Below are 25,804 nucleotides of genomic sequence, written 5' to 3' on the forward strand. Positions count from 1 at the left end.
TCGTGAGTGCTCCGTGGCGACGCCTGGTCCGGATGGCCCGCCATGGTCGATGTGAAAAGACCCGAGGCTCATCAAGGGGGTCCATGACATCATCCGGATCATCTTCGGCTCGCTCCCGAATGTCACCACCAATTATATTTTGATTTGTTAAGGGGTTCGGACGTGCCGAAGCGCCCGGCCTATCGGATGCAGTCCTCAGGTGACGAGGATGCCGAACCGCGCTTTTTTGACTCGCAAACGACCGTCGAAGGATCGCCACCTCGACTCGCTACCACCTCGCCAAGGAACATCGCCCCATCTGTTCAGCGACTTTCCTGATGTCGGCTGGCCGTCAATCTCGACGTCCTCATCGCGCCGCTTTCAGGGCTGCCCGCGGCCTTCAACCTTCGGCTTAATCTAACTTAACTGAACTTTGCCAATCTTTGACCGCATCGAGCAGTCGATCCGCTACATCCAGTACAGAAAGGCGGCCTTCAGCGGTCGCCCGGCCGAACCCGCCGCGAGCCCATGCGCCGCGAGGTCGCGTGCCATCGGGCATGCGAACGCACTTTACGCACCGGCTGGAGGAAATTCATGAAAGGAAGTCTGCTTTGAGGCACCGCCTCCCCTTAATCCTTGGCCTTATTTGCGGCGCGTTGCTTACTTGTCAGGGAGCCGCCCTCGCGCAACAGAGCAGCGCCGCGGCACTTACCGTTGCCGTCGAAAAACCTGCGGAACGACAATGGCCCGAAACCGTCCCTGCCAGCGGCTGGCTGAAGCCGTGGCACGAGGCGATTAGCGCTGCAGAGGTCAACGGCCTGCGTATCACCGATGTTCTCGTTGATGTCGGCTCTGTCGTGACGAAAGGCCAGCCACTTGCGCGCCTCGCCGACGACGCCGTCCGCGCCGATCTGCGAAAGGAGGAAGCCTCTCTGGCGACGGCCAAAGCCGAGCTTGCCAAGGCCGAGACAAACGCCGAGCGCGCGCGCAAGATGAAGCAAACCGGCGTTCTGTCGGATGAGAAGATCATCGAATATCTAAGCACCGAGCAAACGGCAATCGCTGGCGTCGAATCCGCCGAAGCTTTTGTCGATGGCCAAAGGATCAAGCTTTCGCAGACCACGATTGTGGCAGCCGACGACGGTCTCATTACCTCTCGCTCCGCCCAGCTTGGCGCGGTCGTCGCGTCCGGCACAGAACTGTTCCGTCTCGTGCGCCAACAGCGAGTCGAGTGGCAGGCCGAGGTCTCGGCGCGATACCGCCCATTCATCAAGGAAGGCCTGGCGGCGACGATTCATGGTCCGGGCGGCCAGCAGATAAAGGGAACGGTTCGTCTCGTCGTCCCAACGGTCAGCGCCGACACAGGCAGGGCGCTCGTCTACATCTCCCTACCGGCCGAGGCGCATCCGCCGATTGGCCTCTATGCGACCGGGCAGATCGAACTCGGGACAGAAGCCGCCCTCACCGTACCGGAGACCGCGCTTTTTGTGCGCGACGGTCTCAACTACCTGTTTACGGTCGATGGAGACAAGCGCGCCACACGTCTCCGGGTCGAAACCGGCCGCCGTAACGACGGCGAGGTGGAAATCCTCTCCGGCCTCAATCGCTTGGCAAAGGTCGTGGCAACGGGCGGCGCCTTCCTTTCGGACGGCGCGCTCGTGCGTGTGGAAGGAAAAGCACGATGAACGTCTCTGCCTGGTCCATCCGAAATCCGGTTCCCGCCGTCCTTCTGTTCATTCTGCTGACTGCCGGCGGTCTTATCGCCTTCGAGCGGCTCTCCGTGCAGAATTTTCCAGACATCGATCTTCCGACGGTTCAGATCAACGCCACCCTTGAGGGCGCCGCCCCGGCTCAACTTGAAACCGAAGTCGCCCGGAAGCTCGAAGACAAAATCGCCTCGCTCGGCCTTCTCGACCACATCACGACGACGATCACCGACGGGACGGTCATGATCAACGTGTCCTTTCAGATCGGCAAGGACGGCGAGGAAGCGCTGAATGAAGTGCGTAACGCCGTCGACAGCGCGAGCGGGGATCTCCCCCCTGCCATGCAGCCTCCGAGCGTGACAAGGACCACGATTCAGGAGTCGACGCTGATTGCCTACGCCGTTCGGTCCGGCCGGCTCGATCAGACCGAGCTTTCCTGGTTCGTCGACAACGAGATGACGAAAGCGCTGCTTGCCGTCCGGGGAGTGGGCAGCGTCAGCCGCGTCGGCGGCGTCGACCGCGAAGTGCATATCGACCTCGACCCGCAGCTGATGAGTTCGCTCAACATCAACGCGGCGACCATCTCGTCGAGACTGCGGTCCGTCCAGTCCGATAGTTCGGGCGGACGAGGGGATATCGGAGGGACAAAACAGGCGATCCGAACGCTCGGAGCGGTTTCCTCGATCGAGGAACTGGAGGCGCTCGCAATTCCGCTTCCGAGTGGCGCGCAGGTGCGGCTTAACGAAATCGGCACGGTAACGGACAGCTTTGCCAACCGCTCGTCGATCGCCTATCTCGACGGCAAGCAGGTCATCGCCGTGGAGATCAAGCGTTCGAACGGTTTCTCCGACACCGCTGTCGCCGCGGCTATTAAAACAGCGATACGGGACTTCGCCAAGGCCAATCCCGATGTCGAAATCGTCGAGGCCTATAGCACGGTCGGGCCGATCATCGAGAATTACGACGGCTCCATGCAGATGCTCTACGAAGGGGCGATCCTCGCTGTTATCGTGGTTTGGCTCTTCCTGCGCGACTGGCGGGCGACGTTCCTGTCCGCGGTGGCGCTGCCGCTATCGGTGATTCCGACCTTTGTTGTCATGTATCTGGCCGATTTCAGCCTCAACACGGTGACGCTCCTGGCGCTCTCGCTGGTGGTCGGCATCCTCGTCGACGATGCAATCGTCGAAATCGAGAACATTACCCGCCACATGCAGATGGGAAAGTCGGCGAAGAACTCAGCCCTCGAGGCGGCCGACGAAATCGGCCTTGCCGTCATCGCCACGACCTTGACACTCGTCGCTGTCTTTCTGCCGACCGCTTTCATGGGCGGCATTCCGGGACTGATCTTCCGGCAGTTCGGCGTGACGGCCTCGATCGCGGTTCTTGCCTCGCTGCTGGTCGCACGGCTTTTGACGCCCATGATGGCCGCCTACATGATGAAAATTCAGCCCGTCGAGACCAAGGACGGACGGATCATGCGGGGCTACATGGCCTTCGTCAAAATCTGCCTCAACCACCGCATGCCCACCATAATCTGCGTCTTCGTTTTCCTCGGCCTGTCGCTGGCGGCGATCCCGCTGCTCAGTTCCGGCTTCCTGCCGGCTTCCGACGATGCGCAAACGCAGGTCACCATCACGTTGCAGCCGGGCACGCCGATCGAGCAGACCGACGCGACCGCGCGGCGCGCGGGCGCTATCATCTCCGATCTGCCTGATGTGACCCGTGTGTTCACCGCTGTCGGAACCGTTTCATCGAGCGATCTTCTGGATGCCATGACGACGGTCGATACGGGAAGCGCATCCCTCGTGGTCAATCTCAAGAAGATCGGCGATCGACAGCGCTCGCAGCAGGATATTGAAAACGATATCCGGCAGGCGCTCGGCGTTCTCCCTGGCGCGCGGATCCAGGTGGGCTCAGGAGGCAACGGCACCAGGCTGGACATTACGCTCGCCAGCGACGATGCGGGTGCGCTGGACAAGGCGGCGGGCGCGCTTGAGGAACAGCTTCGGTCGCTGCCCGGCATAGGGGCGGTGACGTCAAGCGCCTCGCTCCAGGCTCCTGAGATCCAGATCGTCCCGGATTTCGACCGGGCCGCCGCCCTTGGGGTAACGGCGGAATCGATGTCGGAGGCGGTGCGCGTTGCAACCAGCGGCGACTATTCCGCCGCTCTCGCCAAGCTCAACCTGCCGCAACGCCAACTCGCCATCCGCGTTCGTTTCGATCCGAGCAACCGCACGACGCTCGATGACATCGCCAATCTTCGCGTCGCCGGCAGCAGAGGCAGCGTCGACCTCGGCTCGGTCGCCAATATCCGGATCGGCGGCAGCCCGTCTGAAATCAGCCGGATCGACCGATCGCGCAACGTCATGCTCTCGGTCGAGCTCAATGATCGGGTACTCGGCGATGTTTACGGCGAGGCCCAGGCCCTGCCCGCGCTTCAGAACCTTCCTGAAGGCGTGAGGCTCGTCGAACAGGGCGAGCTGGAGCGCAGGTCCGACCTGTTCGGCAGCTTCGGCGTCGCCATGGCAATTGGCGTCTTCTGCATCTACGCCGTGCTGGTCCTGCTCTTCCACGACTTCCTCCAGCCGCTGACAATTCTCATGGCGCTTCCGCTGTCACTCGGTGGCGCTCTTCTGCCGCTCGTGCTGACGGGGACCAGTTTCTCCATGCCTGTTGTCATCGGTCTGCTGATGCTGATGGGGGTGGTGACGAAGAACTCCATCCTGCTGGTCGAATACGCGATCATGTCGCGACGCACCGGCGTCTCGCGCTTCGATGCCCTCGTCGATGCATGCCACAAACGCGCCCGCCCGATCGTCATGACGACGATGGCGATGGGTGGCGGCATGCTCCCTGTTGCTCTCAGCCTCAGCGGTGGTGATGCGAGCTTTCGCCAACCAATGGCAATCGTGGTGATCGGCGGTCTGATGACCTCAACCGTCCTCAGCCTCCTGGTCATTCCCGTCATCTTCACCTTCGTCGACGATTTCCTCCAATTCCTCAGGCGAATTGTCGGCGCGAAACAGCACGAGGCTTTGCCGGCAACTGACAAGCAGGAAAGAAATTCGAACGACCAGAGGCCCCATAGCGCCAAGATCAGCCTGGCAAAGTAAGCTGTTCTAATTTAAATAGTTAGAGCATGAGCCGGCCCGGTGGGTTGGTCGCGTCGCGGACGAACCGGCGCCAATGGCGGAGGGCGGTTCATGCCCCTCTCAACCGGGTGGCCGCAAGCAACTCCGCCGACATCCGGGGATGTCGGCGATGACGCATCACAGAAGATTAAACCGGGCGCCGTCCTACACATCAAGCGATGTAGGCTTGATCAGCCGGTCCGGCAGACAAAGCGAAACGAGTTTACCGGCAAGGCTTCGATCATCGCGTCCGTCACGGTGACCATTGACCGACGACCGTGGGCCGCTTGTCCGTCCAGGATGGTGGCAGGCCGACTTGCGAGGCCGCGAAGTCCTTGACCCCGGGTGAACGGCCGAACCGCTCGCAGGCGGGATATTTCGGCCTTCCGCCGAGGCTCGACTTGATCTTCTGGGCCGACGGGAATTTGGGCAACCCTTTATAGGGTGTCTTGCCGGTGACGAGCATCTTGGAGAAATCGCTGCCGAAGCTCGAGGCGAGCGAGTAGGCGTCGCCGACCTGCGAAACGCGTGCGCTCGTGGTGATGGCGTTGGCGCTCTTGGCCCAGACCATGGCGCCCACCTGTTTGCCGTCTCTTGTCGTCGCTTCAGCCTCGACCGCAAGACCTCCCAGACCCATTGGCAGTCGCGGTACGGGAACCGGAGAGACGAGCGATGCGCCGAGCGAGGTCGCGGTCGATACTCCGGCCATTGCTGCGTTCGTCGGCACGATGCGGGTGACAGTGGCGTGAACGACGACGTCGGCATTCTCCCGCCGGTCGACAACCTGGAAACGGTCGCTGACGCCGACGCACAGGGCGCGGCTGATCACATTGGCGACAAGGGCCTGATCGGAAGGCTTCTTGATGGAAGGCGCCGCATTCGGCGAAACCGTCGCCGGCTCGATGTAGATGGTCTTAGCCGTCGCGAGATCGTTCGGGTCGACCTTGAATTTTGCTTTGGTGATTTTGCCATTGTTCGACGTCAGGCCGTCGTAGGATGCCAGCGTGTGCGCCTCTTCCAGCGGCACTGCGGCGCAACCTGCGGCAATTGAGACGATCAGGCAAGACAAGAGCGCCGGGGCCGCCGGACTACAATGGCGCCGAATGGTGGCCGGGCCAATGCGGGAATGTGACATTTCGTTCTCCTAGGGTTGGAAAGTGCGAGAGATCGGTGGACTATTGCGAGGCTTGAGCGGGTTCAGCGGCGGCGAGATCGGTAAAGATCGGCTGGTCTTTCCACAGCGTGCCACTCGCCATCTTTGCGTATCCAAGGTTGTATGCGGCGCGCATATAGCTGGTGTTGAAGGGGTCGGTCATCTTGTAGGGGATGTGCCTGTCGATCGAAGCGACACGGAAGCGAATGCCGTTCTTCTGGGAGTAGACGTAGGTGGCGACCAATGCGCTGCGTGTCTGTGACTTGATGAGGGCTGAACTCGCCCTGGCCATGACCGCCAGCGTGTTGTTCGTCGTCGTCAAGAACTCCGGCATGAGGGCGTTGTTGACGATGACATACATGTTCAGCTTGAGACCCTTCGGCCACGCCGCCTGCTGCGGCCTCGCCATCCAGCCTTCGGGGATCGTCAGGATCTGCGATGACGTGCCTCCGTCCGAGTGCATTTCCTCGAACTCTTGGCCGCCTGCCTCGGCCTTAATCAGCACGGCCGGGAAAATCCCTGGAATGCTTGCCGAGGCGATGATCACGTCCTGAAAGAGCTTCAGCGCATCCGGCCGACCACTATTGGCAATGGCGCCCATGTTCCAAATCACGGGTCTTTGGGAATCGAGATTGGAAGTCAGGACGAGCAGGCGCCGTCCCCTGCAGTGCTCGGACGCGATTTTCTTCAGAATGTTCTGCGTCAGGTGTCGCTCGACCATCCGGCGAAGCGGTTCCTGCTTCAGCAGGCTTGGGCCGAGCAGCCCCTTCGGCAGAAAATCTGCATCGACTAATTCCTTTGCGACTCCGCTCGTATAGAGCTCAACGAGCGTGTCGTCATAGGTCGGACCGAGGAAAGCCAGAGGTGCGATCAGTGCGCCGGTGCTGACGCCGCTGACGATATCGAATTCCGGCCGCTCTTTCCTGTCCGACCAGGCCTTCAGTGCTCCGACGCTGAAAGCCCCGCCGGCCCCGCCGCCGGACAAAACGAGATAATTGACGTCCTTGTGCCTCGGGACGGCTAGCCAGGCACGGGCATCGGGCAATTGCCGACCGGTATCCGCATAGGTGCGGATATCGCCGAACCCTTCGATATTGGCGTTGGCGGCCGCCTTCGGGCTGTAGGTTATCCGGTCCGGCGCCATGCAGCCGGCCAGAAGGGCCAGCATCAGGATGGCCATCAGTCGAATCAAATTTGTCGCCCTATCTTCGACCACGGCCCAGAGCGGCAAGATCGCCGCTGGCCGTGGAGCGTCGCCCCGCGAGCTTCCTTCCGGATCGCGTCTGATGGCATTAATCAGGATTCGCGATTGCCTTGGGTTTTGTGATGTTAAGAGTTGTTACCCCTCGTCTTTACCGCGGCTCCGCATCACGGTTCACTGTCGACATCGCTGCTGCCGCCAGCTGCATAATTCAAAGCTCTGCAGCGCCCTTTGCGGCTCTTGAAAAGACGCGCGGCGCTGTAAGCTTCGCACGCTGGGGCGAGAACCGACCGGAAACATAACTTCACCAACCGCCTTGATTTCGTCGCCGTTTTGACATCGCCAGGCTTGCTGCATCGACTATTCGTGTCGGCGACAAGGGAGATAACCATGCGCCACCATGAGATGACCATCGCCGAGATCCTGAACGACCCACTGATCAGACAGATGATGCAGGCTGACCGCGTATCTCTAGAACAGATGGAAAAGCTGCTTGCGCAAGCAGCGACGAGGCAGTCTGTCTCAAAGCATTTCCAACGTGTTCCGCAGGCGGCAGAGAGAGTCGATCCGGTTCGCGCAAGGCCATGACGCTCATGGGCTTCAGAGACGCAAGTTCCTGTTCAACCGGATCATCGGCGCCCGGCAGCGCTCGTGAACTTGGGCTTGGCTGACACTAAAGCGCGTCGCGATCTTTGAATCCTCGCATCGTGCTAGTCGCGCGTCACCGAAACCTCAGGCGTGAAGATATAACCGCCCAGCCGTACGGTTTTGATGAATGTTGGATCCTACCGCATCACAGATCGCGAGATCAGCGACTTCCTCGCGACCATGGCCATGTTCGTGCCGGTCATTCTATTGTCCCTCTATGGAAGTCGCATGATCGCCTCGCCGCTTCAGCGGTTTTCCCAGGCAGCACGCGATCTGGATCCGGACAAAGGGCCCGAGCGGCCCTTCGAGGAAAGGGGGCCTCCGGAAATCCGCACGCTCGCGAAGTCATTGAACGATATGCGGAGCCGCGTCCGCGGGATGATCGAAGCGCGGACGCGCATGCTGCGTGCCATCAGTCACGACCTGAGAACGCCGTTGACGCGGTTGCGCCTCAGGACCGAACGCTCAACCGAACTGTCTCTGCGCGACGCCTTGCTGGCAGACATCGACGCTCTGACGTTGATGATCGAAGAGACATTGGTCGAGCGATCACGAAAAGGTCGCGGGATGATGAAGCGAATTCCGGTCGGTCGCTTCGCTGAGCCGGCAGACAGTGCCGAGGTTGTTCTTTTCCTGATCTCCGATCAGACTGCGATGGTGAATGGCATATCGATGCCGGTGGACGGCGGTTATATGATTGCCTGAAGCTCAGGGCTAACGTGCCGTACGATCCTGCGATTGCACGGGAAGCGGCGAGGTTGACCGCCGCACCAACCGGCGCAGCTCATCTTGATCGACAAAGTGATCCGTCACGCCGGCCTCTTTATCCGGATGGCTGAAGACAAGACCGTCGGAATCCTCAAGCTTCAGCGCTTGCTCCGTATTCATAATCCCCAGTGCCTGGCGCTCGTACTCGGACTCGAGCGCCGCCTCGACGATGGCTTTTTTCTTGCGCATGTCCATGTCCTCCGTTCCTCAAAGGGTAACGGACGGCGGGAGTCGCGGTTCCCGTCAGGGCATCACGATATGAGACCCGTTGACACGAACGAACGCCGATACTCCCCGGTACTGGCGACACCGCCTAACTCGGCGAGACGTCAGGCCCACTGGCGGCTCTTTGAATTAAGCGGGCAACCACTTCAGTGCGGTTCTGCGCCTGCAGCTTGCGCATTATGTGTTGCAAATGCATCTTCACCGTATGCCCCGACAAATTGAGTTTTCCTGCAATGACCTTATTTGAGCAGCCGCATTGCAGCTCTGCGAGGACATCCGCTTCCCGGGGAGTGAAATCAGCAATCGCCAGGTACTGCGTCCTATCATCCAAGCTCTTTTCGGCTTCACTTCTGGCCGGAGTATGCTCGCTTGAGCCTGCTGTAACAGCTCCCAATAGCTGCGGGAAAAATGTTCCTCCTGCCAGAACGAGACGAAGACCGGCAAGAGCAATGTCAACGGGAAGTGAAGTCGAGAAAAAGCCGCGGATGCCCATCTTGAGTGCCTGACGGGCTATGATGGCGTCATCCGTACCTGAGAGCAACGTGACAGGGGCCTCAGGAAAACGTGCAGCAATCGCCGCGAGATCATCACGCAGGCTGGTGCTCTCAACACCTCTGCCGGCCAGACCCAATACAATCAAACGCACCTCAGCTCCAAGAGCACTATCGAGACTCTCGGTCGAGATCAAATCTGTAACGTTCCATCCGGCGAGTTCACGCTCAAGAAGTTTCACCACGGTGGTGCGCGCCAATGTAGAATGCTCGATGATGATCACAGTTGGTGCATTGCGCCCCATACGGCGCCTAGTTCCAGTAATGTCGGACACTTGCGTGCTCCCCACGAATATTTGCAACGCAACAGCTATTCATATTATTCCTGTTCTCACTACATGTCATGAGAAAAAGTGAGTGTATATCAGATATCAATAGTCTGATCTCTCATGATAATTCTTATAGTTTATAAGATATCAACGATAGATAACTGGGATTGCAGAGAACATTGAAGAGCTTTTTCATGAATTCCTGCCAGTTCGACTTGTCGCCGTAGACTTTCCAGCCTTCGTCGAATTCACGTACGGCAAGCGGGTCAACAAAGCTTACAAAGGCACTGAAAAGGCAACCAATCTGCTACAGACCCACTTCGGAAAGCGCCATTGGATATAACGAGCTGCCGATCGGCTCGGCCTTGTTTCCATATCTCAATTCAAAGCAGTCACAGATCCGACAGCAAAACGACAAACGCGAAAATCAACAAAAGCCTGAGATCGCTGACTACCCGTTATGATTAGTGAAACTGTGCTCTAACGACGCATTAATACCAGTTAGCATTGTTCCACCACAGGCAGCACTACGCCAGCACCGACCTATAAGCGGCCGGAGGTCACGACCCCTGGCGGCCGAAATCGACGACAATGCGGATGAGGTCATTGTGGAATGTTCGGGATCTCAGTGAGCCCGCCGTTCAGTGCCATGTCGGCATAAGGAGCCGAATGCCGGGCGGAGGAAACAATTCAACATATGGCTTGAAAGATCGTACGAAGAACGGTTTCGTGCAGTCGAGCCACCGCAATACAAGTGGGGAGTCTATCCGCGAGAACAGGATGTCCTCCGAAAACCGCTCACACTTTTCGGCATCATGCTCTAGCTATGCATGAAGCTCAGAATGTCGTCTACGAGAGCCGAATGGGCGTCCGTGAGGTTACCGTCTCCGCCATGGCCCGCGATGCCGGCCAACTGAAGCGCTTGCTGATCATAGAGAACATGATCGGTCTGTTGGGCGTCCGCCGTCCCGCCGGCGGGAACGGCAATGTTGATGGGATGGAAATAGCCGAAATTGACGTCTACCATACTGCCGGTTGAGGATCCGGTGCCGCCATCGCCACCGCCGAGCGCATGGTTGCCGGTGAAAATCGTGTCTGACGACAGGTTGAAGCCACCGCCATTGCCGCCGATGCCTGCGATCTGCACAGTGTCTTGATCGAAAATGACATTGTTTGTCTGATGAGCCTCCGCCGATCCGCCTGCGGCGCCGATGGCGATGTTGATCGGCGAGAAGATGGCGATACTCACGTCGACCATGCTGCCGACGAAATATCCATCGCCGCCGTGGCCTGCATAAAAATCGCCGGTCAATGTCAGCGCAGTTCCTGGGCTCATCGACGGGCCATGGCCCGTGACGTTATGGTCTCCGCCCGAGCCGCCCATGCCGCCGATCTGGGTTGCGCCCTGCAGGAACAACGCGTTGTTCGTTTGATCGGCGTGAGCCTCCGCACCGGGGCCTGCAGCCACGGCAGTATTCACGGGGGCAAACAGCGCAACTTCGGTGCTGACCAGTCCACCGTAAAAAAGCCCATTGCCCCCGCTGCCGGCATGATTGGCGCCATTGCCGCTACCGATGGCAACATTGCCGCTTCCACCATTCCCGCCTATCCCCGCCATTTCGGTGGGATGCTGATTGATGAGCGCATCATTGCCCTGGAAGGCGTCGGCACCCGAATGAGGTCCCGCAATGGCGGCATTTGACGGCGTGAAGACGGCCAACGCATTGCTGTTGATCACGCCTTCGCTTATCCCGTCACCACCGCTGCCGGCTGAATTATGACTTGGACCGGAAGCGACATCCAATGGAAGCCAGGTCGGCATCAATGCCAGATGCCCCGCGGCCACATTGGAGGCGAGGTATTGATCGGCGCCCGTCTTGGGCTGATTTTCCAATAAGGGACGAGTTTCAGCCATTACCGTCTCCATTCGCGTCGACCGCACGTCCACCGAGCATGCGGCCCTATGCAGCCTGAATTGTTCAGACATTGTGCATCTGAACGCAGGAAAAGCAGAGCCTGCAATTCGTCTACATCCTGTCGGCTAGTTCTATAGCCATTTGGCTGTCATGGCCGCAGCGGCCGTTATGCGACTTTGCGAGCACTAATCCGCCTTGGTTTAGAGGCGCTGGCGTCGCTTCGACGAGTGATCATGACCATGCCACCCTGCACCAAATTACCAAGCACCGATCCAAATAACGCTCCGCCACTCCAAGTATACGCCCGAATGAGTGTCACCGAATATCTGGATAGGCCAAAGATTAAATCGCAGGCAGTATTTGCCGGCGGTTGTATTGGCTGCGGTGACATGCTGGAACGCACGCCGCAGGGGGACGCCGTAAAAGTAACACTGACGAAACGAAGTAGAAGGAGTGACATCAATGCCTATTCCACAGATATCCGACACGATTCATCTCAACAATCCGGATGCCGGTGACGCGAATGCCGGCAACGGCGGTGATGGCCACAACGATGGGAACATCAACTACAACCCGGTTGCATATGTAGACCCCGTGCAAACGGTCTACGGGGCAACGACCGATCTGCACAATGGCGATCACGTTTGGCAGAAGGCAGGTTGGGACGCCGGCAGTGGCGGAGACGGTGGCTTTGCTCAGGCCAAGAACGGCTTCCTGGCGGCGGTCACGAACAGCGGCGACGGCGGCGCGGGGGGAGATTCAAACTCCAACGGCAGCCAAGGAAACTCGAGCGGCGGCGACACGGCTACGGTGAATGCGGCTACGACCGCTACACAATATACGCAGCTCGTGGCCGATCAGCATGCCACCATCCTCGCCGGCGTCGGCGGCAACGGCGGCAACGGAAACAACGCTCTGGGCGGCGATATCTCGTCAGCTCTGGTTCACACGGATCCCGAAACGACGACGGTGAACAATTCGCTCGATCACTTCATAAACGCCTTCGGTCATATCGACGTCGACCATCTCGGCTCCTGAACTCAGACTCTGAGGGTCGCCGGTTTCGGCTGGCGACCCTCCTGAATTGCTGAACCAGCACGCAGTCTTTTCTCGTCAGTATCAAATGCAGCGAGATCTGGTAATGACAACGATTTCCATAAAGCCACCGCGCCCGCCGACACAGCTTGTTGTTGCGCTCCGGGCTTGTGCCGGAGCCTTCGGGTTGGTCTTTCTCTATAGCTGCGGCTACAACCTCTTTCTTCTGGCGCCTTCCATCTATCTCCTGCAGATCTATGACAGGGTCCTGTCGAGTAGAAGCGCTGACACGCTCCTGATGCTGACGATGATCATCGCCATCGCCGTGGTGGTCGGGTCCGCGCTGGACATCGTACGCAGGGCAGCTCTTTCGCGCATCGGCAGTTGGCTGGACCACAGGCTACGGCCCATGGTGCTGACAGCATCGTTCGAATATGCCGCTCGCGCCGACACGGGAGCCGCCACGGAATGCTACAGGGACCTCGCCGCATTGCGCCAGTTCCTCGATTCACCGGCCAGCTCGCTTTTTTTTGACGTTCCCTGGGCGCCGGTATTCCTGTTCCTGCTCTTTCTTGTTCATCCACTGCTTGGGGCCATCGGTCTGCTGAGCGCGCTCGCACTGCTGCTGTTTGCGTTCATGACGGAACTGGCGACGCGAGAGCCGCTTGCCCACGCCAATCTTGCTCTTTCGCGGAGCTATATCCGATTTGCGACCGCCCTCAAAAACATTGAGGTAATCCGGGCAATGGGCATGCAGGATGGCGCAGCGCTGATCGTCTATCGCGATGCGGAAATGGCAAGAAGGGCGCAGGACATCGCGATGCATCGGACGGAGATCATTCTTGGTTTCTCCAAATCGATCCGCACACTGGCGCAGATCCTGATGATGGGATCCGCGACCTGGCTGGTTCTTGCGAACAATGGCAGTGCCGGGATCATCTTCGTTGCGAGCCTGCTGCTCGGGCGCGGGCTTGCACCAATCGAGGGCGCAATAGGTGCATGGCGCTCCTTTACGTTTGCGCGCAATGCCTTCAATCGCTTGAACAGAATGCTGATATCAGTTGCATCGGAACACGATGCCCGAATGGTGCCACGACCGGAACCCAATGGCCTCGTTCTCGATAACGTCAGCTATTTCAAGCCATTCGCCGATCGGCCGATATTGACTGACATCACATTGCGCCTCGCGCCAGGCGATTGCATAGCGCTCATCGGTCCGTCGGGATCGGGAAAATCGACACTCGGTCGCGTCATAGCAGGCGTTGTGCCGGCAACGAGCGGATATGCTCTTCTCGGCGGGGTCGATATCTCGGCTCTGCGCCTTTGCGGGGGGACCTGCCACGTCGGATATCTGCCGCAGGACATCGAACTCTTCGGCGGAGCAATCAAGGATGTGATCGGCCGGCTGGACGGAGGGGATCCCGGCAAAGCGATCGACGCCGCAAAGCTGGTTGGCTTGCACGAAGCGATCATGCGGCTGCCGCAGGGCTACGAGACCGATATCGGTGAAGGTGGAAACCTGCTCCTTCGGGCCCAGCGCCAACAGCTGGGACTGGCACGGGCTGCCTATGGAAATCCGTCTCTGATCGTTCTCGACGATCCGAATTCGAGCCTGGATTATGACGGCGAACGTATGCTGTTCACGGCAATCGAGCGCATGAAATCCAGGGGGATGACCGTCGTTATCATAACGCACCGGATGGGGATCCTGCCGGTCACCAACAAGATTGCCATCATGCGTAATGGGACGGTGGCTGCCTTCGGCGACAGCGAGCGGATTTATGAAACCTATCTTCAACCGCCGTCGCGAACAGGAACATAGGGAGAAACGCTGCCATGGCCCTTGTTCAACTGGACGCAACGCCGGCGAGATTTTCAAATTCGTCAAGGACGGATCGGCGGCTGGCTCAACGATCGACAGCGACAGCCAGGCAACAGACGGCCTATTTGCCGGTGATCGCGTCGAAACAGCGCGGACCCGCGCCCCCCTCGCCCATGCCGGGGCTCAGAGGCGTTGTCTGGACGGGGAACCTGTTGATCGTGGTTTTCATCGTCGGATTGGGAATCTGGTCGGTCTTGGCGCCGCTGAAAAGCGCTGCGATCGCATCGGGCGTCATCGAACCGGAGACGAGCCGCAAGACCATTCAGCATCTGGAGGGCGGAATTGTCCGACGGATCCTCGTCAAGAACGGCGATGCGGTCATGGCCGGGCAAATCCTGATAGAGCTCGACGATACGAAGTCTCGCTCGGAGCGCGACAGCATTCAAGGGCAACTTTGGGACGCCGAAGGAAGCCGCGCCCGCCTGCTTGCGGAGCAGACGGGCGGCGACCATGTCGCCTATCCTGAGGATCTCAGGGCAGCAATGGATAAATATCCCTCGGTCAGCGCGATTTTGATCGGGCAGCAGAAAATCTTCGAGGCCCGTCGCCGGGTCATGCAGGCGGAAATTCAGATCGCCAATGAAAAGATCGCGCAGGTGCGGCAGGAAATCGTCGGACTTGGCGCGCAGAAGGCAGCACTGGCCGACAGAGCCACAATCTCAAGCCAAGAACTGGATCAGGTTACGATCCTCAGCGCCAAAGGACTGGAAAGAAGGAGCAGACTTCTCAACCTACAGCGGGAAAAAGCAGACCTCGATGGCCAGCAGGGTCAAGTAGAGGCACAGATCTCTCGCGCCTACCAGGTGATCAGCGGCTCACAGGCCGATGTCGCAAAGCTCGAGAGCGACCGGTTGAGCGAAGTCGCCCAAGGCATGCGCGATACGGAAAGCCGGATCATGCAACTGCGCGAGCGCTTGCGGGCGATCGACGACCAACTGTCGAGGACCGACATCCGTGCTCCCGAGGATGGAACCATCATGAACCTGCGCATCCACACATCAGGAGGGGTGATCGGCGCGGGTGAACCGCTCGTCGATCTTCTGCCACGCACCGATCGCCTTGTCGTGTCTGCCCACGTCAGACCGGAAGACATTCATCTTGTCCGTGCCGGGCTCGAGGCACAGGTCCACCTCCTTCCATACAATCAGCGGCGCGTTCCGCTCCTGAAAGGTCGGGTCGAGTATGTTTCAGCGGACCGTCTCATCGATCCGCAGAGCGGCCAGCCCTACTTTGCGGCGACAATCCGTGTAACGGACGAGCGGCTGGCGAAAATGCGTGATGTCGAATTGGTCGCCGGCATGCCCACACAGACACTGATCGAAACGGGCCAAAGCAGCGTGGCGCTCTATGCCATCAGACCACTCCTCGACAGTTTCAACAGAGCATTTCGCGAGGACTGAGACGGTGATGGGCAAACGAAAATTCGACGACGACCAGATTACCGGTATTCTGAAGGAGCACCAAGCCGGAGTGACGGTGGCAGATGTTTGCCACAAGCACGGGATTAGCGAGCCGACCTTCTATCGGTGGCAATCCTTGCAGTTCGGAAATGTCGGTCTCCATGCCAAAAGGTTGAGAGCACTGGAGGAAGAGAACCAGAAACTCAAGAAGCTTTTGGCCGAATCCATGCTCTCGGCGGCAACACTGAGCGAGATGCTGGCGAAGACATTGAAAGGGCGACACTAACCTCTGAGCAGAGGGCTTTGTCAGCCGCCTTCTGGCGCTGCATATCAGGAGCGCGACATCATATTTTTGGACGAGGGGAGCCTCTCCAAGTGGGAACAAAGGGATACGGCCCGAAAAGTAGCAAGCTCGATCACGACGTGGCCGCCTTGGGATGCGTATACATCAAGCCACATCGTCAAGGTCGACGTCCAGGGCGCTGGCGATCGACCTGAGGGCGTCCAGGGAGCCCTCCTTCTTTCCGGTCTCGATTTCGGAAAGATAGGGCTGGGAGAGTCCGGACTTTTCAGCCAGCTCCTTGATGCTCATGCCACGATGCTTACGGAACACCCGGACAGGATCTTCGCCGGCGATCAGCGCCTTGACGACGTCTTCAGGCCAGGTCTCTTCGCCAGCGTCGATACGCGCCTTTGCGGCACGCGCCTCACTGACGTCGACTAGATCCTGATAGTCGTCTTCGGAAAGCAGCACGTACCCCTTGCCGCCGATGGTCAGTTTCTGGATTTCACCCATGGTGGTCTCCTATTCGTTATAGATGTCGCCGCGTGGGCCGGCCTTGATAACGAGAACCTGCATGGTCTGATCGTCGATGATGACGCAGTCCTGCCCGACACGATTTCGAAAAAATTCGCTGCCTTGCAGCTTCTTGAGGTCGACCGTCTCGCCGTTGGCGAAGGCTTCGACCTTGGCGACGATCGCCGCTGCGCGCTTCGGCTGCATCTTGCGGAGTGCCTTCGTGGCGGCCTTGCTGTAGGCGATCTTTTTCATGGGTAAATATAGCTGAAAGCGAATTATTTCGCAACAATAATATTGCCAATGGCGATACCTGCGAAATTCTGCAGGTTCTTTCGATCGGATGCCCGCGCGCATCGATGATGCTGATATAAAAATGCAATGAAAACATCGTGGATGGCGATGGTGCCCAGGACCGGAATCGAACCAGTGACACGCGGATTTTCAATCCGCTGCTCTACCAACTGAGCTACCTGGGCTAACCTGCTTCCGATGGTCCCTTTCAGAAAAGGAACCGCGGGGCCTTGGTTCACCCCGGAAGCGAGCGGGGTTATAGCATCTTGTTCGCCCATGGCAAGCGTCAAATGACTCTTTTTTGACGGTCTTGCCGGTTTTGCGGATTCATGAGGAAAAATAAGAGCTTCGCGGGCAGAATTCTTCCAAAGCGCATTGCATCGAATTGGATTTACGGGACGCGCTTCAAGTCTTTATCTAATGCATGTCGTTGTCCCAAAACCGCTGCGCAGTTTTGCGCGACATGCATTAGTTTTCCTCGTCGGGATACTCGGCCTTCGTCTCGTCGTCGGCAACCGGAATGGCATAGGCGCCGGTCAGCCAGCGGGAGAGGTCGGCCTCGCGGCAGCGGTTTGAGCAGAAGGGGTAATGCTCGCGGTTCGAAGGTTTGCCGCATTCGGGGCAAGGGCGCGTCTTGCGCAGCGGTTCGACCTTGGCGGCCGCTTTCTTGTCTTCAGGCATATCGGTTCATCCTATAGGATTAGCCGTCGGGCTCAGCCCTCGGGCCACCGGCTATGCACATCGAAGCCTTCGCCGGTCAAAAGCAGAATGGTTTCATAAAGCGGAAGGCCGACGACATTGGTGTAGGAGCCCACCATCTTCTGCACGAAGGTGCCGGCGAGGCCCTGGATGCCATAGGCGCCTGCCTTGCCGCGCCACTGGCCGGAGGCCAGGTAGTTCTCGATCTCGAAGCCGGAGAGACGCTTGAAGCGCACCTTGGTCTCGACGATCTTCTGACGGACCTTGCGATCCGGGGTCACCAGGCAAACGCCGGTGTAGACCATATGGTTGCGTCCCGACAAGAGATGCAGCGAGTTCAACGCCTCGTCGGCGAACTCTGCCTTGCCGAGAATGCGCCTGCCGACAGCAACCACCGTATCGGCAGAGAGGATATAGCTGCCCTTCCAGGTGATATCGCTCTTGATGGCGGCAAGGGCGGCTTCCGCCTTCTCCGCCGAAAGCCTGCGGGCGAGCGAACGCGGGTGTTCCGACTTCTTCGGCGCCTCGTCGATATCCATCGGCATCAGGCGCGAGGGCTCAATGCCGGCCTGGTTGAGCAGGTCAACGCGACGGGGCGAGCCCGAGGCCAGAATGAGCTTGTATTTCAGCGCCATGGAACCTCGACCATCGGCAGACGGGAGCAAGAACCCTTGCAGAACCTTCGGGCAAACTTACTTGAAACGGTAGGTGATACGGCCCTTAGTCAGATCGTAGGGCGTCATTTCCACAAGCACCTTGTCGCCGGCGAGAACGCGGATGCGGTTCTTGCGCATGCGGCCCGCGGTGTGGGCGATGATCTCGTGTTCGTTTTCGAGCTTCACGCGGAACGTCGCATTCGGCAGAAGTTCGGTGACGATTCCCGGGAATTCGAGGACTTCTTCTTTAGGCATATAAGTGTTTTCTTCCTGTGCGTTGAATAGGCAGCGCAGCGCGCGCCTTGAAATTTGGGCGGAAACTACACAATCAACGCAGGTTTGTGAACCTCGTTGATCAGGCTTTCCTTTATTTGTTTTCATGCCGATTGCGCGGCAATGCCATTTCGTTTGAGTAGCCGGCTTTCGATGAGGCCGGCCAGATGATCGCGGACCTCGCGGTAGCTCTCCAGAATCTGCTCGCGCGTTCCGATTGCAACCGTCGGATCCATGGTCGGCCAGTAGACCACATCGACCGCATTCGACCGGGTCAGCTCAAGTGCCGCATGATGGGCCTGCGGTGACAGCGTGATAATCAGATCGAAGTAATCGTCCTCGAGTTCTTCCAGCGTCTGCGGCTGGCGGCGGCCCAGGGAAAGCCCGATTTCATCGAGCACGGCATCCACGAAGGGATCGCGCTCGCCGGCGCGAACGCCGGCAGACCTGATATAGGTATTGGCCGGCAGAATGCTACGGGCGATCGCTTCGGCTATCGGCGAGCGGATGGCATTCATCCCGCACATGAAGAGGATGGCGCCCGGCCGCTTTCCCTCCTCGACATCGGCGGCGCGCTCCATTGCCGTCATCCGCGCCAGTAGAGCACGCAGACCAGCGTGAAAAGGCGCCGGGCGGTATCGAAATCGACCTCTATCTTGCCGGCCAGCCTATCCTTCAGCGTCTGCGATCCTTCATTGTGGATGCCGCGCCGGCCCATGTCGATCGCCTCGATGCGGCTCGGCGTCGACGAACGGATCGCTTCGTAATAGCTTTCGCAGATCATGAAGTAATCCTTGACGATCCGCCGGAAGGGCGTGAGCGACAGGATATGGGTGGCGACGCCGCCGCCCTCTTCGGTGGTGATGGCGAATACCAGTTTCGAATCGACCAGCGAGATGTTCAGCCGATAAGGTCCGCCGACATGGCCGAGCGGCTCGAACCTGTTCTCCTCGATCAGATCGAAGATGGCGACGGCGCGTTCATGCTCGACATCGGGCGTCGAACGGCCGATCGTATCGTCAAGGACGACGTCGCAAAGCCGGAAATCGCCCTTCGCCATGCCCTCACCTTTCGAGGTTGAGGCGGATCGCGACCGATCGCGCATGGGCATCGAGGCCTTCGGAGACAGCAAGGGCGATCGCCGCCGGGCCGAGGGTGCGGAGCTGCTGGGGGCCAAGGCGCAGGATCGAGGTGCGCTTGACGAAATCGAGCACCGAAAGACCGGAGGAGAAGCGCGCTGAGCGCGCCGTTGGCAGCACATGGTTCGAACCGCCTACATAATCGCCGATCACCTCGGGCGTATGGGCGCCGATGAAGATCGCGCCGGCATTGCGGATGCCGTCGAGCAGCCGGTCCGGATCGGCGACGGCGAGTTCCAGATGTTCTGCGGCGATGCGGTTTGCCAAGGGAATGGCCTGTTTCAGATCGGCAACGAGGATGACTGCGCCGAAATCGCGCCAGCTTGCCGCCGCCGTCTCGGCGCGGTTCAGCGTCTTCAGCTGGCGTTCGACCGCCTGCTCCACCGCCTTGCCGAATGCGGCATCATCGGTAATCAGGATCGCCTGGGAACTGACATCGTGCTCGGCCTGCGCCAAGAGGTCGGCTGCGATCCAATCCGGATTGTTGTCCTTGTCTGCAATGACAAGCACCTCGGAGGGGCCGGCGATCATATCGATGCCGACGGTGCCGAAGACATGACGCTTGGCGGCGGCGACATAGGCATTACCGGGGCCGGTGATCTTGGCGACCGGGGCGATCGTCTCGGTGCCATAGGCAAGAGCCGCGATCGCCTGGGCGCCGCCGACACGATAAATCTCCGTGACACCGACAAGCTTGGCGGCAGCAAGCACCGCCGGATTGACGGCGCCGCCGGTGGCGGGAACGGCGATGACGATGCGATCGACGCCGGCGACCTTGGCCGGCACGGCATTCATCAACACCGAGCTCGGATAGCTCGCCGTGCCGCCCGGAACATAGAGCCCGACCGCTTCGATCGCCGTCCAGCGCGAGCCGAGGCCGACACCCATATCGTCTTCGTAGATATCGTCCTTCGGCAACTGTCGGCGATGGTGGGATTCGATGCGCAGTGCCGCGAGCTTCAGCGCTCCCAGCACTTCCGAAGACACCGCCTCGACGGCGGCGTCGATCTCTTCAGCTGTGACACGCATCGGGACGGTGGCGTAATCGATGCCGTCGAATTTCAGCGAGTATTCGGCCAACGCCACATCGCCACGGGCGCGCACGTCATCAATGATGGCGCGAACGACGATGTTCACATCCTCGGAGACTTCACGCTTCGTCGTCAGAAAGGCGGCAAAATGCTGCTCGAAACCTTCCGATGCCTGATCCAGCCAGATTGCCAAGGCCGATATTCCTTCTCAACTCGAAACTGCGATGTTCAAACTTTAGGGCGTCAAACACTCATTGTTTTATGCATGTCGTTATCCCGGAACCGCTGCACACTTCCGGGCGACATGCATTAGCGGTGGCGAGGCTTGGAGGAAGCCTCCCAGGCGCCGCCGATATCGGCCAGTTGGACCTCGATGCATTCGACATCGAGCGCAATCGAGGCCGTGCCGGACAGCGACAGCTCGACCGTGCCCTCCGGCCCCTCGCCCTTCTGCTCGAAGCGCAGCGCCAGCAGCGACAGCACCTCATCGCGTTTTCCACGATCGATGCCGAGCGAGCGGACGGCAAGCACGCGCTTGAAGACCAGGGCAGCACGACGGCGCTCGAAACCCTTGCGCTTGCGCTCGGCACCTTCCCAGACGAAACGATTGGCGGCAAGCGCGAACTGCGCGCCGCGCGGCGACCAGTCGATGTCGCCGACCTTGAAGACGCTGTCCTGCATATGCGCGGACATGATCGCAAGATCCTCGTTATCGAGCGCAACAAGTTTCAGGTCGGTCATTCAGCCTCATCCCATTACCGGCCTAGGCCGGGCACCGCCGGAATGGCGATGCGTCAGACAAGGGAAATAAGGCGCGGCGACCAATTACGCAACCGGGATGAACGGTGCTTACTCGCTGATGCGCTCGACGATGGCGCCGCAGCGGGTCAGCTTCTCCTCGAGCCGCTCGAAACCGCGGTCGAGGTGATAGACGCGGGAGACCGTGGTTTCGCCCTCGGCGGCAAGGCCGGCGATGACGAGCGAGACGGAGGCGCGCAGATCGGTCGCCATGACGGGGGCGCCGCGCAGGCGTTGGACACCCTCGATTTTCGCCGTCTGGCCGGAGAGCGAGATCCTGGCGCCGAGGCGGGCAAGCTCCTGCACATGCATGAAACGGTTTTCGAAGATGGTCTCGGTGACATGCGAGACGCCGGAAGAACGGGTCATCAGCGCCATGAACTGCGCCTGCAGATCGGTCGGGAAGCCCGGGAAGGGATCGGTGACGATATCGACCGGCCTGATGCCGGCGCCGTTGCGCTTGATGCGCATGCCGTTGTTGGTCGACGAGATTTCCGCGCCGGCGCGGCGCAGCGTTTCCAGCGCGGTTTCGAGCAGCGCCACATCGGTATTTTCGAGCACGACGTCGCCGCCGGCCATGGCGACGGCCATCGCATAGGTGCCGGTCTCGATGCGATCCGGCAGGACGCGGTGGCGTGCGCCGGAGAGCGAGGTGACGCCTTCAATGGTGATCGTCGCGGTACCCGCGCCGGATATCTTCGCGCCCATGGCGTTCAGGCAGTTGGCGAGATCGACGACCTCAGGCTCGCGGGCGGCATTGCCGATGACAGTCGTGCCGCGGGCAAGCGTTGCCGCCATCATCACCACATGGGTGGCGCCGACGGAGACCTTCGGGAAGGTGTAGCGGGCGCCGATCAGGCCGCCGGCAGGCGCCTTGGCGTTGATATAACCGGCATCGATCTCCATGGTGGCGCCGAGCGCCGTCAGGCCCTCGATGAAGAGATCGACCGGGCGCGTGCCGATGGCACAGCCGCCAGGCAGCGAAACGCGGCAATGGCCTTCGCGCGCCAGCAGCGGGCCGATGACCCAGAAGGAGGCGCGCATCTTCGAGACCAGTTCATAAGATGCGGTCGTATCGACGATGGTGCGGCAGGTGAAATGGATCGTGCGCGAATAGGAATCTTCCTGGCGCTCGCGGCGGCCGTTGACGGCGACATCGACGCCGTGATTGCCGAGGATGCGCATCAAGAGTTCGACATCGGCCAGATGCGGCACGTTTTCGAGCGTCAGCGTATCGCTGGTCAGAAGCGAGGCGATCATCAGCGGCAGTGCGGCATTCTTGGCGCCGGAAATCGGAATGATGCCATTCAGCTCATTACCGCCGACGATTCTGATACGATCCATGTGCGCTTACGGGCAGCGCCCGCCTTTCCTGAAAGTTCTGCCTTGGAATAAGGAGTGAGGTGTTTAGGGGATTTATCGACACGCTTCAATTCGCGACGGACGGAACATTACGATTCGTCCAATTTTGCGGCGGGCAGCCCATTTGTTTCGTCGGCTTGGCCGGAACGGCGGGCGCGGACCTGCTGTTTGCGTCGCCCCAGATTTTCCCTGAGCTTTTCGGCGGCGCGCTCGCGGCGCAGTTTCGCCTGTGCCTCGATCGCCTGTTTGCGGCTCTGCTGGCCGGTTTCGGTCTTTTCATTCATGCGACAGGATTAGCCGAATTCGCGCCAATCCAAAAGGCCCTTGCATCTCAATCCACGCGAAGTTGGAATTTGCGGCTTGCGCTGGCCGCCAAGCTGTGGCAATAGCCCCCCGTTCTCGCGATTGAGCCACACGGCTCGCACGGGTCCTGGTCCTGCTGCCGTAGCTCAGTGGTAGAGCACACCCTTGGTAAGGGTGAGGTCGGTGGTTCAATCCCACTCGGCAGCACCAGTTTTTCGGTAAGAATATGACCTCCCTTTGCGCCCCACGGCAAGGCTAGTGACAGCTGGGAAGCAGCACGCTGTTGTTTGCGCAGTCGGGAATCTCGGTTACCTCGAGATAGTAAGATATAAACGGCGAAAACTGCCACAGTTCAATCAGTTCTCTGGTGACCAACACTTCGTCCTTAATTGGCGCGTGAAGCCACGAAAAAGCTCCATCGAATATACCTTCGACATACCACCGATCAAAAGTCTTAGACAAAACATAGGCAGCAACATCTATCGCCGTGCCTTCATCCTGGGGTGTCAGGTTCGCCCGCAAATATTCCCGCTGCAGTCTTGGCACGGTTTCAATGGAGAGACGCGTCAGCAGAGCGTCTTCAGCAGCCACCTCTGCCCCGCGGGCGAGGACCGGCATTGTCAGGGCCCCGCAGAGAAAAGCAGCCTGGATCAGATTTCGACCTAAACCCATGTGGAGCCCTCAGCTTCGAGAGCATGGTAGCGACGATGCCGCGCCGGCGCCATAGGATTGGTTGCACCTTCCAAAAATCCCTTGTATTTGGGCGTCATGGTTGCAAATACCAACGAAATTTTAGTCCTCGCCGGCCCGATCGCTCCATGAATCTCACAAGCAGACAATTCGCCTCACCAGCCGCAATGCATTCCACCATTGCTGACGGCAAAAATCACGCTAGAGTATTAATTATCGCAAAGTCTCCCCGGAGGAACCGGGAGATGCTGCACTTCGTTTCTGTCGAAAATCGTGGAGGAGCGTCGATGGCAACTGAAAGATGGAACAGCCCGGTCAAGGTTGGTTTCGAAGGTGCCGATGCGCGAACGGTCAATGGGCCGTTCGATGCGCTGAAGTGCCTGGCGGATCTCTGGCCGAGTATGCGCGGGCTTCGTTATATCAAGGCCCGAAGCGCCTGCCGGGCGGCGCTCGACGGGCGCAAGAGCGTGGAAGAAGCAAGAGCCGAGTTCCTGGCAGCCGCCGAAGAGGCGAAGCTGAAGCTGCATTAGCAGTTCGGCAAGGAGTTTCGGGCGATTTTCGCCTTCTGGGCGCGCAAGCGTGCCGGAACGGGACAATGCTTTAATTTTGGGCTTTAATTTTGGGCTTTAATTTTGGTTTAACCCTGCAACAACTGTGCGCCGGGTTTTGGTGCAAAGGGTGTTGCGCCTGCTACAGCTGCATCAATAGAAGACGATCAGCCATCATGATGATGGTTAGAGGCTCGTCACCTCTGCGAACACGCAGGCGAGCCTCGTCCGACAAAAGCGGATGCCTCAGCAGTCCGCGCCCTCATTCTCCACTTCGATATAACCGACGCCGATGATCGTGCCATCCGATGCGCGGATGAAGGAGGGGATATAGTGAGGCTCTACCGGTGTGCAGGCGACGGCCCCGATATATTCGTTGAGGGCGATCTGGTCCTTCGGCAAAGCGGAATAATTCGTGCCGGTTTCCAGCGAGGCATGGGCGGAGCCGGCAAGGACACCGCAACCCACTATCAAGGTCGTTGCCCAGAGGCGAGGAAGCAACTGCATGAGAGTCTCCAGCGTTTAGGTCCGGCATTTCAACACGCAGGGGAGCATTTTGGTTCCCTCGTCCAACAGAAAGACATGAGCGCGCGGCTGTTCCAAACCGCTGCACAGCTTTGCGCGACATGCATTAGCGTCGCAGCAGGCGACCACGCACATAGCCTCGGCCGACGACGCCCTCGGCGATCTCGATCGCCCGCTCGACGTCGCCCCGCCGGCGCACGAAACCCTCCAAGATGATATAGGAGCCCGATATGCTGACGGTGATTTCGCCGGCTTCGATGTCGGCGGCCGCATGAAGAGCGCTCTCCACCGAGGCGCGCGTCGCGGAATCGCTGTGGCCCTGCCGGCCGGGCTCGTCATGCCCCGTGAATGCTGGAAAGCCGAGCACCGTGAACGTTTCCTGATGTTGGTTGATGTCTGTTAACGCGACAGCGACGCACTTCGTTGCGCCCCCCGAAAAAGAAGAGCCTGCTCGACAGCGATACCTGCGCGGTGGCATGGGCTACCCTTGGCGAAAGACGCCGCGGTTTCCATATCTGGCGGCAGTCTGAGAAGGATGACGACGATGAAAGCGCTTCTGCCCGCCTTGTTTGCCGGAGCATTGCTTGCCGGCTGCTCTTCGGCCGATACGCCGGCGCCGGAACCCATTCCCGGCGGCATCACCTATGGCGGCCAGCCGCGAACGAAGCTCAGCAAGTCGCCGGTCGGCAGTGCCGTCTACAACCAGTTCTACAACGGGACGGGCCAGCGTGTGGAGGAAACCTATATTCTTCAGCCGGACCGCAGCCTGAAGCTGGTGCGGCGCGAGATCGGCCCGGATTTCCCCGACTGAGATGTTGCTTGCGCG

General features: G+C 59.5%; 28 protein-coding genes, 2 tRNA genes and 1 pseudogene. 11 read left to right on the forward strand and 20 right to left on the reverse strand.

The features are described 5' to 3' along the window. Window positions 1-635 precede the first annotated feature (635 nt). Together GFM02_RS17835 and GFM02_RS17840 are read left to right on the forward strand one after the other, a co-directional pair. A complete protein-coding gene (locus GFM02_RS17835; RefSeq protein ID WP_168322366.1) occupies window positions 636-1,664 on the forward strand; it encodes an efflux RND transporter periplasmic adaptor subunit in 1,029 nt (342 codons plus the stop codon). Next, a complete protein-coding gene (locus tag GFM02_RS17840; RefSeq protein WP_168322320.1) occupies window positions 1,661-4,798 on the forward strand; it encodes an efflux RND transporter permease subunit in 3,138 nt (1,045 codons plus the stop codon). Before GFM02_RS17835 ends, GFM02_RS17840 begins: the two co-directional genes overlap by 4 nt. Window positions 4,799-5,069: 271 nt before the next feature. On the opposite strand, the gene GFM02_RS17845 is transcribed toward GFM02_RS17840, so the two are convergent. Both GFM02_RS17845 and GFM02_RS17850 read right to left on the reverse strand, forming a co-directional pair. Continuing rightward, on the reverse strand, window positions 5,070-5,951 hold the full coding sequence (locus GFM02_RS17845) for a DUF3313 domain-containing protein (protein WP_205930363.1): 882 nt from the start codon (window positions 5,949-5,951) through the stop codon (window positions 5,070-5,072). A gap of 40 nt (window positions 5,952-5,991) precedes the next feature. Next, the gene (locus tag GFM02_RS17850; RefSeq protein WP_205930368.1) at window positions 5,992-7,149 is read right to left on the reverse strand and encodes a patatin-like phospholipase family protein; all 1,158 of its coding nucleotides are present in this window, start codon (window positions 7,147-7,149) and stop codon (window positions 5,992-5,994) included. 411 nt (window positions 7,150-7,560) lie between these two features. Between GFM02_RS17850 and GFM02_RS17855 the strand changes: the two genes are divergently transcribed. Then, complete coding sequence (locus tag GFM02_RS17855) at window positions 7,561-7,758, forward strand: hypothetical protein (protein WP_168322322.1); 198 nt, start codon at window positions 7,561-7,563, stop codon at window positions 7,756-7,758. 288 nt (window positions 7,759-8,046) lie between these two features. After that, window positions 8,047-8,523, forward strand: coding sequence for an SDR family oxidoreductase (locus GFM02_RS17860; RefSeq protein ID WP_246792287.1), 477 nt, complete (start codon window positions 8,047-8,049; stop codon window positions 8,521-8,523). A gap of 9 nt (window positions 8,524-8,532) precedes the next feature. Here GFM02_RS17860 and GFM02_RS17865 read toward each other — a convergent pair whose 3' ends face one another. From GFM02_RS17865 to GFM02_RS17875, 3 genes are all read right to left on the reverse strand, one after another. Next, on the reverse strand, window positions 8,533-8,781 hold the full coding sequence (locus GFM02_RS17865; protein WP_020048412.1) for a hypothetical protein: 249 nt from the start codon (window positions 8,779-8,781) through the stop codon (window positions 8,533-8,535). Between the two features lie 118 nt (window positions 8,782-8,899). Continuing rightward, window positions 8,900-9,664, reverse strand: a complete 765-nt coding sequence (locus tag GFM02_RS17870; protein WP_168322324.1) for a LuxR C-terminal-related transcriptional regulator — start codon at window positions 9,662-9,664, stop codon at window positions 8,900-8,902. Between the two features lie 787 nt (window positions 9,665-10,451). After that, the gene (locus GFM02_RS17875) at window positions 10,452-11,546 is read right to left on the reverse strand and encodes a hypothetical protein (RefSeq protein ID WP_026264899.1); all 1,095 of its coding nucleotides are present in this window, start codon (window positions 11,544-11,546) and stop codon (window positions 10,452-10,454) included. A 463-nt stretch (window positions 11,547-12,009) separates the two neighbouring features. On the opposite strand from GFM02_RS17875, the gene GFM02_RS17880 reads away from it, so the two are divergent. The 4 genes and pseudogenes from GFM02_RS17880 to GFM02_RS17895 all read left to right on the forward strand — a co-directional run. Further along, window positions 12,010-12,585, forward strand: coding sequence for a hypothetical protein (locus tag GFM02_RS17880; RefSeq protein ID WP_003545387.1), 576 nt, complete (start codon window positions 12,010-12,012; stop codon window positions 12,583-12,585). A gap of 103 nt (window positions 12,586-12,688) precedes the next feature. Further along, window positions 12,689-14,404 carry a type I secretion system permease/ATPase gene (locus GFM02_RS17885; RefSeq protein WP_168322325.1) on the forward strand — a complete coding sequence of 572 codons (1,716 nt, stop codon included), beginning with the start codon at window positions 12,689-12,691 and terminating at the stop codon, window positions 14,402-14,404. 14 nt (window positions 14,405-14,418) lie between these two features. Beyond that, on the forward strand, window positions 14,419-15,864 hold the full coding sequence (locus tag GFM02_RS17890; RefSeq protein ID WP_168322326.1) for an HlyD family type I secretion periplasmic adaptor subunit: 1,446 nt from the start codon (window positions 14,419-14,421) through the stop codon (window positions 15,862-15,864). Window positions 15,865-15,871: 7 nt separating this feature from the next. Then, window positions 15,872-16,135 (forward strand): annotated as a pseudogene (locus GFM02_RS17895) (transposase); the annotation flags it as partial. 177 nt (window positions 16,136-16,312) lie between these two features. Here GFM02_RS17895 and GFM02_RS17900 read toward each other — a convergent pair. The 12 genes from GFM02_RS17900 to GFM02_RS17955 form a co-directional block, all read right to left on the reverse strand. After that, on the reverse strand, window positions 16,313-16,660 hold the full coding sequence (locus tag GFM02_RS17900) for a helix-turn-helix domain-containing protein (RefSeq protein ID WP_020048406.1): 348 nt from the start codon (window positions 16,658-16,660) through the stop codon (window positions 16,313-16,315). 9 nt (window positions 16,661-16,669) lie between these two features. Then, window positions 16,670-16,915: a type II toxin-antitoxin system RelE family toxin gene (locus tag GFM02_RS17905; RefSeq protein WP_168322327.1), complete on the reverse strand. Its 246-nt coding sequence runs from the start codon at window positions 16,913-16,915 to the stop codon at window positions 16,670-16,672. Between the two features lie 148 nt (window positions 16,916-17,063). After that, window positions 17,064-17,139 (reverse strand) — tRNA-Phe (locus tag GFM02_RS17910). Between the two features lie 283 nt (window positions 17,140-17,422). Continuing rightward, window positions 17,423-17,635, reverse strand: coding sequence for a DNA gyrase inhibitor YacG (gene yacG, locus GFM02_RS17915; protein WP_020048404.1), 213 nt, complete (start codon window positions 17,633-17,635; stop codon window positions 17,423-17,425). Between the two features lie 32 nt (window positions 17,636-17,667). Then, complete coding sequence (locus tag GFM02_RS17920; protein ID WP_020048403.1) at window positions 17,668-18,288, reverse strand: Maf-like protein; 621 nt, start codon at window positions 18,286-18,288, stop codon at window positions 17,668-17,670. A gap of 57 nt (window positions 18,289-18,345) precedes the next feature. Further along, window positions 18,346-18,564: a translation initiation factor IF-1 gene (gene infA / locus GFM02_RS17925; RefSeq protein ID WP_003545338.1), complete on the reverse strand. Its 219-nt coding sequence runs from the start codon at window positions 18,562-18,564 to the stop codon at window positions 18,346-18,348. Window positions 18,565-18,686: 122 nt separating this feature from the next. After that, window positions 18,687-19,172: a low molecular weight phosphatase family protein gene (locus GFM02_RS17930; RefSeq protein WP_018072487.1), complete on the reverse strand. Its 486-nt coding sequence runs from the start codon at window positions 19,170-19,172 to the stop codon at window positions 18,687-18,689. Beyond that, window positions 19,169-19,642 (reverse strand): UPF0262 family protein, encoded by a 474-nt coding sequence (locus GFM02_RS17935; RefSeq protein ID WP_020048402.1) that lies wholly within the window; start codon window positions 19,640-19,642, stop codon window positions 19,169-19,171. Before GFM02_RS17935 ends, GFM02_RS17930 begins: the two co-directional genes overlap by 4 nt. A gap of 4 nt (window positions 19,643-19,646) precedes the next feature. Next, the gene (gene hisD / locus GFM02_RS17940) at window positions 19,647-20,945 is read right to left on the reverse strand and encodes a histidinol dehydrogenase (protein WP_168322328.1); all 1,299 of its coding nucleotides are present in this window, start codon (window positions 20,943-20,945) and stop codon (window positions 19,647-19,649) included. A 116-nt stretch (window positions 20,946-21,061) separates the two neighbouring features. Then, window positions 21,062-21,493, reverse strand: a complete 432-nt coding sequence (locus GFM02_RS17945) for a DUF2948 family protein (protein ID WP_020048400.1) — start codon at window positions 21,491-21,493, stop codon at window positions 21,062-21,064. A 108-nt stretch (window positions 21,494-21,601) separates the two neighbouring features. Continuing rightward, complete coding sequence (murA, locus tag GFM02_RS17950; protein WP_020048399.1) at window positions 21,602-22,894, reverse strand: UDP-N-acetylglucosamine 1-carboxyvinyltransferase; 1,293 nt, start codon at window positions 22,892-22,894, stop codon at window positions 21,602-21,604. A 107-nt stretch (window positions 22,895-23,001) separates the two neighbouring features. Beyond that, window positions 23,002-23,196, reverse strand: a complete 195-nt coding sequence (locus GFM02_RS17955) for a hypothetical protein (RefSeq protein ID WP_003545311.1) — start codon at window positions 23,194-23,196, stop codon at window positions 23,002-23,004. Between the two features lie 154 nt (window positions 23,197-23,350). Between GFM02_RS17955 and GFM02_RS17960 the strand changes: the two genes are divergently transcribed. Continuing rightward, window positions 23,351-23,425: transfer RNA gene (locus tag GFM02_RS17960), tRNA-Thr, on the forward strand. A gap of 45 nt (window positions 23,426-23,470) precedes the next feature. Here GFM02_RS17960 and GFM02_RS17965 read toward each other — a convergent pair. After that, complete coding sequence (locus GFM02_RS17965) at window positions 23,471-23,887, reverse strand: hypothetical protein (RefSeq protein ID WP_168322329.1); 417 nt, start codon at window positions 23,885-23,887, stop codon at window positions 23,471-23,473. A 305-nt stretch (window positions 23,888-24,192) separates the two neighbouring features. Here GFM02_RS17965 and GFM02_RS17970 point away from each other — a divergent pair, with 305 nt between their 5' ends. Continuing rightward, a complete protein-coding gene (locus GFM02_RS17970; RefSeq protein ID WP_011650393.1) occupies window positions 24,193-24,435 on the forward strand; it encodes a DUF982 domain-containing protein in 243 nt (80 codons plus the stop codon). A gap of 264 nt (window positions 24,436-24,699) precedes the next feature. Here the strand turns inward: GFM02_RS17970 and GFM02_RS17975 are convergent, their stop codons facing one another. Further along, a complete protein-coding gene (locus GFM02_RS17975; protein WP_168322330.1) occupies window positions 24,700-24,960 on the reverse strand; it encodes a hypothetical protein in 261 nt (86 codons plus the stop codon). Between the two features lie 124 nt (window positions 24,961-25,084). Next, window positions 25,085-25,345 carry a BON domain-containing protein gene (locus GFM02_RS17980; protein ID WP_168322331.1) on the reverse strand — a complete coding sequence of 87 codons (261 nt, stop codon included), beginning with the start codon at window positions 25,343-25,345 and terminating at the stop codon, window positions 25,085-25,087. A gap of 177 nt (window positions 25,346-25,522) precedes the next feature. Between GFM02_RS17980 and GFM02_RS17985 the strand changes: the two genes are divergently transcribed. Beyond that, complete coding sequence (locus GFM02_RS17985; RefSeq protein WP_168322332.1) at window positions 25,523-25,789, forward strand: hypothetical protein; 267 nt, start codon at window positions 25,523-25,525, stop codon at window positions 25,787-25,789. The last annotated feature ends 15 nt before the right edge of the window (window positions 25,790-25,804 follow it).

It is taken from the genome of Rhizobium leguminosarum bv. viciae (assembly GCF_012276115.1).
Taxonomy (GTDB): domain Bacteria; phylum Pseudomonadota; class Alphaproteobacteria; order Rhizobiales; family Rhizobiaceae; genus Rhizobium; species Rhizobium leguminosarum_T.